We start from the raw sequence: 12,117 nt of genomic DNA on the forward strand, positions 1-12,117 counted from the left end.
CTTTATAAAGGCGATGAGAAAGTATCAGGCTGTTCAGGATCAAAGATTTCATTAGCCCAGACCATGGCGATCAGGATTTCGCTGCCAATATTTGTGACGTCATGTGCCCAGCCGGGGATAGTCTCAATGATGACCGGCTCAGCATCACTGGTAATCACTTCATGATATTCATCAGTTATCATGTGCCGGAACTTAAATCGGGCTTTACCGCTTAGCACCAGAAACTTTTCAGTTTTGGTGTGATGATAGTGACCGCCGCGCGTAATGCCCGGGTGAGCAGTAAAGTAAGAAACCTGTCCAGAATCATGACTTTTGAATGCTTCAACAAATGTTCCGCGGCTGTCAGAATGTGACTTTATGGGGTAGGAAAACTGATTGACCGGCAGATAGCTAATATAGGTAGAGTACAATGCTCTGGTAAAACCAGTACCTACCCGTTCGTTGACCAGGCTTTGCCGGCTATGTTTAAAATTTTCCAATGCGCTGATAATATCACCTAACCTGATGTTAAATTCAGGTTTTACTTCCAGGAAAACAGAGCTGCTTGCGTCATTAATGTTACCATCCATAACCCTGACAAAAGATGCCATAACATCATCGATATAAACCAGCCTGATCGCTTTTTCCGGGTCATCTACCTGCACTGGCTTTTCATTAGCAATATTGTGGCAAAATGTTGCTACGACAGAATTATAATTTGGCCTGGCCCACTTTCCAAACACTCCGGGCAATCTGCAAATATAAACCGGATTGTTAAATTCATCGAACAAAGAAGCAAGTCGATCTTCTGCGGCACGCTTAGAGCGGCCATAGTCAGTTTCTGCCTGAGCATGGATAGATGAACTAAACAAAACCGGAATTTTACGACCCGTTTTTTTTATGACTTCAGCAATTGCCTGATAAATAACTTCGGTAAGACCGATGTTATCAGTAGTGAAATCAGCAGGATTTTGCGGACGATTAACGCCCGCCAGATGAAACACAAAATCCATATCCTGTAACAGGGCTGATAGCTCATGCTCATCTTGCTTGCGGTTGAACGTATGAACGGTTATATCAGGGAATCGCTTAAGATATAAATTGAGATTTTTGCCGATAAAACCTTCAGAACCTGTAATCAGGACATTCACTGCTTATTCCTCCGGATCCGCATGCTCGCCTTTAGCGATTTTATGCATAAATTCAAGTTTCATCAGCAGGCGTATCATACCTTCAACATCAAGACGCTCAGTATTATGTGAGTTATACTCCTCTCCACACAGCGCATCAGTTAATTTCTTTTCGCCCTCTTCAACAAATTTTGCATAATTCAAATCGCGTGTATCAGCGGGAACGCGGAAGTAATCCCCCATATCTTCAGCGCAGGCACGTTCTTCTTTGCTGAGCAGAGATTCATACAGCTTTTCACCGTGACGGGAACCGATGACGCTGATCTGATGCTCAGGCTTATTCATCACTTTCAGGATTGCCTGGGTGAGGGTGTCAACAGTAGCTGCCGGCGCTTTCTGGACGAAAATATCACCGTTATTACCATGTTCGAATGCATACAGCACAAGATCAACCGCATCCGCAAGGGTCATCATAAAACGCGTCATGCTGGGCTCAGTAATAGTAATGGTTTTGCCCTGCTGTACCTGCTGAACAAATAGCGGAATAACAGAACCGCGTGATGCCATTACGTTACCATAGCGGGTGCCACAGATAACGGTGCCAGTACCTTCGAGATTACGACTGGCCGCAACCATAACCTTTTCCATCATCGCTTTACTGATGCCCATCGCGTTGATTGGGTAAACTGCTTTATCTGTGCTGAGGCAAACGACACGTTTTACGCCTGCGGCGATAGCACAGTTCAGTACATTTTCAGTACCAAGAACGTTGGTGCGCACTGCCTGCATAGGATGAAACTCACAGGAAGGTACCTGTTTTAACGCCGCGGCGTGGAATACGTAATCAACCCCACGCATTGCAGCGGCAATGCTGTTTTCATCGCGTACATCTCCAAGATAAAACTTGAGCTTAGCGCTGTTATATTTTTTGCGCATATCATCTTGCTTCTTTTCATCGCGACTAAAAATGCGAATTTCGCCGATATCAGTATCAAGAAAACGCTTTAATACTGCATTTCCGAATGAACCTGTACCGCCGGTAATAAGAAGGGTTTTATCTTTAAACATTATTATCTCCTGATTAAATCTTCGAAATTAAAGATTGCAAATATATTGAAGCACGCTTATTAGCATGACTGAATTCTAGTGCTCTCTTCCTGGCACTAACAAGCATAAAAGCAGATTTTGCATCACTCTCACTGTTTTGAAAGTAGCTCGCGATTTTACCAGCTGCATCGCAAGGGTTAAGCGGATCAAAATAAATTGCATGTTCATTGCATATGTCATGATTAAAAGGCATATCCGATGCAAATAAGGGCCTTTCCATAACCATGGCTTCTAATGGCGTTGCTGAAAAACATTCGAGCAGGCTGGGGAAAATAACTGCATCCATATTCCGGTAAAAAGCTGGGCATTGATCTACTTTTAAGACACCTACATTACAGATATCAGATTTAAATTTTTGATCACACGCACCCCACTCCTCCGGACTAAAAGTTACATAAAAATCAGAATCAATATTATATTCAGATTTTAAAACATCTCGAATCTGAGGAAATATTTTTGTGTTTTTATGCGGATAATTTCTACCCACAAATCCAATTTTTATTTTATCCTTTGAGAAGTTATAGTTAACTTCTTTCCAGCGTTCAGCCTGTAAAAATACCGAACTGAGACAATTATTTACCACAGAAACATTTTGCGGAGCAGATATTTTTTTATCGACTAATCGACGTGCAACGTGTTCAAGCTCAACAACCAGATTATCGGCGCGCTGAAAAAAGAATTGTTGAAGAGAAAACTTAGCCCTGGTCTTAATTTTATGTATGAAATGCATGTCAGCATAAATTTTATTGTTCGGATAAATAATCCAGGGTTGAGCAAATCCTGTAATATTTACAAATTTTTTAGAAAAAGTATATAACGGACCGAATATCGTAAATATTTTGCTAAACGAATTTAACTTTTTCTGAAACTCATTATTTAAAGCCTTTAGGCCATAGCTATTAACTACACTATAATGAGGCAGAACAGTAAGATCATAACCCAACGATCTAAGATTCTGGTCAACTTCATCAGAAGCCCAAATTGCAAGTTGATCAGGTAAGCCGTCCATCAGAGTTAGCTCACCGATTACTGAAGTCGCAACCTGCACGCCCCCACCAACGTGAAGATTACTGGCGTTGAGAAGCACTTTATTTGGGTTCACAGTTCCTCTCTTTATAGCTTTTGTTTGCTTTAGCTACTAATGCATAAATAAGAAGAATACCTGCAGTGAACAGCATTCCTTTAATGGCGGTAAACATAACGGCATGCCAGATAAGGAAGAGTGAGAACGATATTTTGAAAAGGAGAAACCCAACAAAAAAATTCCTCTCTCTATTATATATTACCGTTTTTGCCTGTAAATAGCCAAGCAGTGCAAATACTAAAGTTTGCAGAATAAGTGTTGGTAATAAGCCCATGGTCAAAAATTGGGCCGCGGGTGCAAAGCCAGATAACTTAGTACTAGTTGCACTGTAGTGTAAGTATGTATTAATTGGCAAATACTTGAAAGAGATATAGTCGCTTATGCCATTATATCCCGCGCAATTAAATAGGCATGAATTATCAGTAACTAAAAGAGGAAAGTCAAAATTAATCACACTCCACAACACCTGTCCTTGCAAAGCAACGCGAGCGAAAATGAATTCACTATCATAACCTTGCGCAAGATAGGATAATACAATAATTAGCATCAATGATAAGAAGCACAAAAAAAGCAAAAAGAATGTTTTCTTTTTTATTCTTAAGTTTTTTGTAAAGCTAGGCAGCAAAAAACAAAAAATAGTAAAGTAAATTATAAAAGCGCTAAATTTTTCACCCAGAACAAATATGGCCAAAAATATATAACTTAAAAGCATTAAGTTAGCAAGTATGCTACGGTTTCTATCATAACACCTAGATAAATATAAGTACCCTGCAAAATAAAAAGACTGAAGCAACAAGGTAGGGTAAAATGATAAACCGCTTGGTTCCATATTCTGCCAAAATAAGACCCGATTCATGCCTTTCAATACAGGGCCTGAATAAAAAAGCATAATCGCAAAACCTAGCATAATTACAGAAGAGATAATTAATACGATAAAATTTTCAGCTAATTTTATTGATATTTTGGGTAGAGTAGTACGTGAACCTTTTTTTATTACAGTTGAAAAAACCGTATTGGAAATACCAATTGAATAAAAAAAATAAGCTAGCATTATTAAAACAGAACCATTAGGCGATCCATACTGGTCTACTTCAATCATATGCACGCCATTATTAACCAGCAGCAAACTTATGCACATTCCGATATAATAATAAAATGGCATAGCGCTGGTAAACAAAAATGCAGGATAATACTTGTAGTAATAGTAAACAATAGCAATTAATGAGATTGGGACTACCAGATATTCTAATAACTGTGTATTTCTTTCACTGTTAAGATACTCGGCATAACCAAGAATAAAAAACACTACTGGCAGCAAGAATGTAAAACAAAGATCAGATCGTCTTATAGCCATATATTTTCGTTATCTACAGCATCTATGTAAGAGAAAAGGATCTGCTTAAGCACGCGATTATATATTTCTTCCGCTTTAGCCATTGCAGCTTGTCCGCTAAGCATAAGATTAAGTGAACCTGGATAGGTTGCCAGATAACATGCAGCGACAAATTCAAGATTATACTGTTTATCTATGGGCTCATTAACAGGTGCGGCGTTTAAAATATCAAACAACTTATGCGCGGAATTAATTTTTATCACATTTTTATGATCTTCGTAAAATACGCGACCGAATAAAAAAACCTTTTTCCCTAACAGCAGTGCTTCATAACCGACAGTGCTGGTTAGTGTGATAACACCAGCAGAATATTTAATGAGCTGTTTAGTATTCTCATTGGGGCCCAAAACGTTGACATTTGGCAGCTTTTTTAAGTCGTTATAAAATTTTAGCGATGGATAACCCCAGGCACTTACATGATCTTTCACATATAACTTGCATCCCTGAGGAAGGTTGAAAGCTATATTTTTAATGACCTCATACTCGTTTAAATATGTGCCAGACAAAATTGATGTGGAAGATTCCGGATGGAAATGCATTGGATAAAGTAAGAACCTATCATCCTGGACATTACTTTTATCATAATAATCGCGCAACCTAATCGTTTTAATTTTGCGCCTGACATTTCTTATAAAAAGATTAAGGTAGGTTTTTACAGGATTTCCAGACTGGAAACTGTGGTATTCATCATCATTTATATGAGCGAGCACTCGTCTAAGGGTTTCATACTTATCTTTTTTAAGATATCTTTTGGAAATATCAACCTTGTCTAACCCGTTTATTTTCATATAATCAGGCACGACATTTTCTATATTATCCAAATAGTTAATCGCCCACTGCGAAACTTCGTCTGGTACAGCAATAGATTTATTTCTTATTCGCTTGAAAAAGTGTTTGGGCCTATTGTCGTTTAAAGGATCTGAGCTTAATGAAAAACGTCCAGGAATCCTTGATCCACCTACCCCTATATATTGAATGTTGTTTTCTTTTGCAACAGCCCAGGCAACATGAGAAAAAGTGTTAGAAACATTTTCATAAAGCACATAATCAGTTTTTTGCTCTTGGAATATAAACTCATAAAACGATATAAGTGCACTCAAAAGCCTGGGCAAATAATTTTTATCTTTCTTACCCCATACTTGGTATATTTCTGCCCTTTCAAAGTCTGAAAGCAGCATGGCATTCAAATTATAATTGTTATATTTTTCTAATAACGAAGGATTTAATTCATGCTCACGAAAGTATGAAGAAAACTCAAAAACCTTACATTTTGTTGCTTCCAAATTATTATTGTCTTTGGATAGTTCACTGTCTACAGCAAACGATACAACAGCACCATCTTGCTGTAGTAATCTACCTAAATGATTGAAGAAGTGATGATAGTTAGGCGCGCCATTAGATAAAATTAATACGTTCATTGCTTGTTGAATCCAACTATCGAATTTACAGTAACCGGAGTGTTCATTTTTGCATCCTGGCTTAGTTTCTGCCCAATGATCTCTTCTAAAAACTTCGGTGGTAATCCAAAGCCTGGGCGAACGCTGCGTACTGCATCAGCAGTAATTACATCGCCTTTTTTCAAATCCTTGACGAAATAGAGTGAACGACGGAACTGTACATTACCCTGTTCGCTAGATTTGCGGCCATAATCAACATTTCCTAAAGCAGACCACGCAGTCTTCACTCCACGGCAAAGCTGCTGCATTTCGGCGGGCTCAAGTGAAAAGCTATCATCTGGTCCACCGCCAGAACGGTTAAGCGTAAAGTGTTTTTCTACTACGGCCGCGCCCAAAGCGATACTTGTAATAGCGGTAGTATTATCGAGCGTATGATCCGATAAACCGGTTACAAGATTATGCTGCTGAATCATATCACTGATAGTTCGCAGATTATAATCCTCTGCAGGTGCAGGATAGCCACTCACACAATGTAAAATGGCCAGCTCTTTACAACCAGCAGATCGGGCTGCACTGATAGCTTCCTGAATCTCTTCAGCATCTGCCATTCCGGTAGAAATAATCATGGGTTTACCAGTGCTGGCGACATAGCGAATCAAAGGGAGATCAATAGCTTCAAAAGAAGCAATCTTATAAGCAGGTGCATTAAGCTCTTCAAGCAGGTCAACTGCTGTAGAATCAAAAGGTGAACTAAAAATCGTGATACCTACTTCAGCAGCTTTTTCAAATAACGTTTTATGCCACTCCCATGGCATTGCTGCTTCTTTATAGAGGTTATAGAGCGTTTTGCCATCCCACAATCCGCCTTTAATCTGAAAGTCTTCGCTATCTGAGTTAAGAGTAATAGTATCAGCAGTATAAGTTTGCAGTTTAATTGCATCAGCACCTGCGATTTTCGCTTCTTCAATTAGCTTAAGAGCGTTCTCAATTTTACCATTATGATTGGCAGAGAGTTCAGCAATGACGTAGGGCGGGAAATCCTGACCAATCTGGCGTCCAGCAATGGTGATATATTTATTCATCTTATTTACCTTTTCCTGTCCACTCATTTTTCAAAAGCCCGAAACAAATAACATCATGATATTTGTTATCATTAAAGTGCTCTTGTCGCAGAACACCTTCAGTTGTAAAGCCAAATTTCTCATGCAACGAAATAGAACGCTTATTGAAGTCAATAACACGTCCAGCTATTTTCCTGACATTCATCTCATCAAATAAATACTCAATTATATTATATGCGAGGTATTTCCCCAGACCAGGTTGAGCATAAGGATCTACATAAAACCCCCATTCTGCAACTCCACTCTCTATCACGCTTATCTGCGCAAATCCTTTTACTTCTTCATTAACTGAAAAAATAAAAGCAAACCTGTCCTTCCTCGTTGCTAAGGACTCAAACCACCGTACATGATCGACTTTTTTTATTATTTCTTTGTTAAACATAAATGAGCGGATTGAATCATGATTACGCCATTTTAGTATGAGATCCAGATCGTCTTCACGCAGCAACCTAATCGAATTGTTTATCTTTAGATCAGCATCGATCATATAAGATTCTCCATCAGGTAAGCTATACGCGCTGCACCTTGTCCATCAGTAACTAACGAACTGTTGGATGACATTGTGCTTAAAAGCTCAGCATCATTCACGAAATTGCTGATATACTCAGGTAATAGCGCCAAAATATCTTGTTGAGAATTTATTATCCATGCTGCGTTTAATTTCTCAAGACTTTCAGCTATAACCTTCTGGTTTTCTGCAACAACTATCATGACAGAAGGTACACCGAGAGCACAGCGTTCCCAGGCTGAAGACCCAGCCGCGCCAATCGCAAGGTCAGTTTCACTCAATATTTTCCCCATTTCGCGGGTATCAATTAACAAAGTTGTTTTCCAGGGATAATTTTCAATGCTTTTATTTATTTCGTCCATCCAGGGGAAATTACTGCCGACAACGACATTGATACAACAAGAGTCTGGAAGTTTACTCTTTCTCAGTGCTTTCAAAACATCTTCCGTAGCATTAGCTGCGTCTATCCCGCCCATGGAAATCGTGATTGATTTTAATTCATTATTTTTTTTACGATTAAGGCTTGAGTCTCTTAATGCAGAAAATTCATCGCGCAATAAAGCATATTCTGCACCCAGCAAAAACCGGCATGATTCAGGTGCCAATGCCTTGTAATCTTCAATGGTTCTGCCAGCATTTTGATCTATCAGGATATCACATTGATGTATACGATTTGCCAGATCATCAATGACGATAATTTTTCCTACTTTTTCTTTAAGATAGCTTTCCCAGTCTGAAGCCAGACCATAATGATCTACTACGCATAAATCAATATTCAGATCATTCAGCAGGCTGAGAACTTCATGTGCATCCTGCAACTGTGTACAACCAAGCCAGTCTGCGTAACTGGCGGTTTTTGCTTTTCTATCATGCGGCTTTTTAAGCGGAAGGCATAAGTGACCGCGCTCAAGGATTTTGTCCTGAAGATGACCATCATGCAGGCGGGTTGCAAAATAGCATTCTGCTCCTCGCTTTTTTAGTTGATCGGCCAGAGTAAGACAACGCATTACATGACCCGTGCCTATAAGCAGCGATGCATCTGCACGAATAAGAATTTTTTTTCCTGTAAGCATTGCACTACCTTTTTAACAGATAATAAAGCTGCTCAGCTCTTTCCCAGTCACTATATGTATCAATATCCTGAACGCGCGTCCGGGGCAACATCACAGGGATAGAGTCACTGGAAAATATAGGCTTCTGGCTCAGCCAGGCCTCTGCGCTGCCCCAGTAGAATTGACCGGCATCATGTAGTCCTTCTTCCAGATCCTGCGACCGCGTATTATAGAATTCTGGAAAGAACATCTCTAGTTTGCCATCCGCTTTTTTCTTTAAGGCCCTCTGAATAGGAAAAGCGTATTCAGTAACGGAAAAAGCATAGTCTGCATTATGGTCTACCAGTAACTGATGACCAATAATTAAGTCTTCCGGAATAACAAAAGGTGCAGTTGCATAAATGCAGCAGGCGTTTGTTACAGGCGCTATATTCTCAGTCATCCATGCCACTGCATGCGCGATCACCGGTACTGTTCCGGTGAAGTCATCTGAAAGGTGTGCTGGCCTTTTGAAAGGAACCTGCGCACCAGTATTTAGGGCTACCTGCGCAATTTCATCATCGTCAGTTGAGACAATGATGCGATCAAAAATATTACTTTTCAGCGCTGTCTGTATTGAATGCGCGATCATAGGCTGGCCAGCGAATTCACGTATATTCTTTCTGGGAATTCGTTTGCTACCGCCACGCGCCGGAATAATGGCAATATTCATTGCTGCAGTGCTTCTTTCAAACACTGAACGACTTCATCTTGTTGTTCAGTGGTAAGGGTAGGAAACATAGGTATACTGATGGCTTCAGTATAATATTTTTCTGCTTCCGGAAAATCTCCAGCTTTAAATCCCATTTCCTTATAGTATGGCTGTGTATGTACAGGTATATAATGCAGATTTACGATAATATCTTTGCTTCTGAGATAATTAAAAACATCCAGATGCGTAGCTTTTATTTTATCAAGCTGAAGTCTGATTACATATAAGTGTAATCCTGAATAACTATCAGGATGCTGCCATGGAAGTGTCAGAGGAAGTTCTGAGAGCAGTTCATTGTATCTTTCTGCAATTTCATGTCTCCTGGCGACGTATTGTTCCAGTCTTTCCATCTGGCTAGCGCCTAAAGCAGCCTGAATATCTGTCATTCTATAGTTAAAGCCTAGCGCCACTTGCTGATAGTACCACGGGCCATCCATAGTTTTGGTCATCAAATCTGGTTCACGAGTGATACCATGACTTCTCAAAAGTCCCATGCTGGTAGCTAATTCATCGCTATTAGTTACTGCCATACCACCTTCAGCAGTAGTGATAATTTTCACCGGATGGAAACTAAAGACTGTAATATCGCTAAATTTGCAATTTCCGATCGGCTCATTTCTATATTTGCCTCCAATTGCATGTGAAGCATCTTCTATAACTTTGAAACCAAACTCTTGAGATAGCTTGTAAATTGCTTCCATATCACAAGGCTGACCGCAAAGGTGAACCGGGATAACAATTTTTGGAAGACAACCTTTTTTCTCTGCCGCAATGAGTTTTTGTTCAAGCTTAATCGGGCAAAGATTATATGTTTTAGGATCAATATCAACAAAGTCTACTCGCGCTCCACAATAGAGCGCGCAGTTAGCTGAAGCAACAAACGTATTTGGCGTTGTCCATAACCAGTCATCTTTACCCAACCCTAATGCCAAACACGCAATATGTAATGCTGAAGTAGCGCTATTTACCGCAAGTGCATGCTTAACATTACAATGATGTGCAACTGCATTTTCAAAGCGAGTAATCGCAGGACCTTGTGTTAAATTAACAGAATTTAACACCTCAACTACTGCGTCAATGTCAGCCTGCGTAATATCTTGTTGACCATATCTAATCATGATGAGCCCGATTCATAAAAATTTGAACACTCAATATTGTTTATACAATATTGTTGCATATTTAGCTGTCTTTCAATACTTTCTTTGAGCAATAAAAAGCCACTGATTTAAACACAAGAATAAAAGCGAAGGCAGCAGTTATACCTGCTGGCACAGCAATAATTTTATAATGATCTTGTAGAATAATAACTGTTATAAAAAACACCAATAATGAAGTTATGTGACTTACAATTATGGCTTTATCTTTTCCAATCGCATAAAGAGCATAATGGAATATCATTCCAAAAGCATTCAGCACTGTAGCCACTAATAAAATATGATAAACGAATATATACTTTTCAAATATAGGCTTTCCGGTCCATTTAAGGAGGAATGGCATTAATAAAATACTAATAATCACAAATGCGAAAGTAACAACAACTGTTATTACGGACATTTTTTTTAAGTGATTATCAAATGCAATTTTGTTCCCATCGTTTTTTAACTTTATGAGTGCTGGATAGCTAAACGAAAATACTCCTGCATCAAGAAAAGTCATTAGTGTGCTGGCCATCCCTATAAATAACACATAAGCACCCACTACTTCCAGATCGTTTAAATATTGCATCCAGTAACGATCGACTGTTTGTAGTCCTCTTAAGGCGAGAGTAGCTATAAGGAATAAGCCGCTTATTTTAATTCCTTTGATTATCCATGGATAATCTATTTTATTTCCCCAGCCACCCATATTAGCTTTCTTTAATGAAGAAAACCCTAAAACTAAAGATAACAAACCAGAAACGGACCAGAAAATAAATATTTCGTTAAGTGTTCCGGGAACAACTTTAGTAGCCATGAGTATAACTACTACTATTGCCCATAACCCTTGCCTTATAAAAAGTAGTAAGCTCGCAGTGGTCTGCTTACTTATAGCGACCAGTAAACGTGATATTTCCTGATTGAGATGCTCTAATATAAGAATCAACAGAAACCAGGAAGCCTGAGCAGGCGTTATTTTTTCGGCCACAGTAGTAAAAAACAGAAATATTAATAGCAATATATAGAGTAAAAATGAAACAAACGCCTGATTTTTAAGAAAAGCACCCCATTGCGATTTTTCGCTTTTGAGTATTTCCCTTGTGGTATAAACATAGAAATCGAGGCCAACGAAATATAGAGCATAGCCTACAGTTGCTGTGAATATACCATATAAGCCAAGATCTTTCGGAGCAAGATACTTCGCCAGAAAAAATATAAACAAAAATCTGCTTGCTAATGTTACTCCTCGTAACGAGATATTCAATATTCTTTTATTCATTATAACTTCTTTCCTGCACTCAATTTAAGGTGTGCAATTTTTTCGGTATTGCTTGACAAGCAAAATGAGGCATGATCTGGATATACTTCTGGTAGTGGAGACTCGTTGCCATGCTACCGCCCCTGGCTTACGGCAACCACATGCCAAAGAGTTCAAATTTTCGTACCTTGCCCGACCACC

11 protein-coding genes are annotated in these 12,117 nt (G+C 39.1%); all 11 read right to left on the bottom strand.

The annotated features are described in order from the left end of the window. Window positions 1-2: 2 nt before the first annotated feature. Window positions 3-1,130, bottom strand: coding sequence for a UDP-2-acetamido-2,6-beta-L-arabino-hexul-4-ose reductase (gene wbjC / locus B4M48_RS11750; RefSeq protein ID WP_288656773.1), 1,128 nt, complete (start codon window positions 1,128-1,130; stop codon window positions 3-5). 3 nt (window positions 1,131-1,133) lie between these two features. Next, window positions 1,134-2,177, bottom strand: coding sequence for a polysaccharide biosynthesis protein (locus tag B4M48_RS11755; protein ID WP_283340826.1), 1,044 nt, complete (start codon window positions 2,175-2,177; stop codon window positions 1,134-1,136). Window positions 2,178-2,190: 13 nt separating this feature from the next. Then, window positions 2,191-3,318: a glycosyltransferase gene (locus B4M48_RS11760; protein ID WP_288656776.1), complete on the bottom strand. Its 1,128-nt coding sequence runs from the start codon at window positions 3,316-3,318 to the stop codon at window positions 2,191-2,193. Then, window positions 3,305-4,654, bottom strand: coding sequence for a hypothetical protein (locus tag B4M48_RS11765; RefSeq protein ID WP_288656778.1), 1,350 nt, complete (start codon window positions 4,652-4,654; stop codon window positions 3,305-3,307). Before B4M48_RS11765 ends, B4M48_RS11760 begins: the two co-directional genes overlap by 14 nt. Then, window positions 4,645-6,111 carry a hypothetical protein gene (locus tag B4M48_RS11770; protein ID WP_288656780.1) on the bottom strand — a complete coding sequence of 489 codons (1,467 nt, stop codon included), beginning with the start codon at window positions 6,109-6,111 and terminating at the stop codon, window positions 4,645-4,647. The genes B4M48_RS11765 and B4M48_RS11770 overlap by 10 nt, the downstream gene beginning before the upstream one ends. Then, complete coding sequence (gene pseI, locus B4M48_RS11775) at window positions 6,108-7,172, bottom strand: pseudaminic acid synthase (protein ID WP_283340830.1); 1,065 nt, start codon at window positions 7,170-7,172, stop codon at window positions 6,108-6,110. The genes B4M48_RS11770 and pseI overlap by 4 nt, the downstream gene beginning before the upstream one ends. 1 nt (window position 7,173) lies before the next feature. Beyond that, the gene (pseH, locus tag B4M48_RS11780; protein ID WP_283340831.1) at window positions 7,174-7,698 is read right to left on the bottom strand and encodes a UDP-4-amino-4,6-dideoxy-N-acetyl-beta-L-altrosamine N-acetyltransferase; all 525 of its coding nucleotides are present in this window, start codon (window positions 7,696-7,698) and stop codon (window positions 7,174-7,176) included. Continuing rightward, entirely contained in the window at window positions 7,695-8,792 is a 1,098-nt protein-coding gene (gene pseG / locus B4M48_RS11785) for a UDP-2,4-diacetamido-2,4,6-trideoxy-beta-L-altropyranose hydrolase (RefSeq protein WP_283340832.1), read from the bottom strand. Before pseG ends, pseH begins: the two co-directional genes overlap by 4 nt. A gap of 4 nt (window positions 8,793-8,796) precedes the next feature. Further along, on the bottom strand, window positions 8,797-9,483 hold the full coding sequence (gene pseF / locus B4M48_RS11790) for a pseudaminic acid cytidylyltransferase (protein ID WP_283340833.1): 687 nt from the start codon (window positions 9,481-9,483) through the stop codon (window positions 8,797-8,799). Continuing rightward, window positions 9,480-10,640: a UDP-4-amino-4,6-dideoxy-N-acetyl-beta-L-altrosamine transaminase gene (pseC, locus tag B4M48_RS11795; RefSeq protein ID WP_288656785.1), complete on the bottom strand. Its 1,161-nt coding sequence runs from the start codon at window positions 10,638-10,640 to the stop codon at window positions 9,480-9,482. The genes pseF and pseC overlap by 4 nt, the downstream gene beginning before the upstream one ends. A 61-nt stretch (window positions 10,641-10,701) precedes the next feature. Further along, on the bottom strand, window positions 10,702-11,937 hold the full coding sequence (locus B4M48_RS11800; protein ID WP_288656788.1) for a lipopolysaccharide biosynthesis protein: 1,236 nt from the start codon (window positions 11,935-11,937) through the stop codon (window positions 10,702-10,704). Between the last annotated feature and the right edge of the window lie 180 nt (window positions 11,938-12,117).

Source organism: Pantoea sp. UBA6567 (assembly GCF_002434165.1).
Taxonomy (GTDB): domain Bacteria; phylum Pseudomonadota; class Gammaproteobacteria; order Enterobacterales; family Enterobacteriaceae; genus Pantoea; species Pantoea eucrina.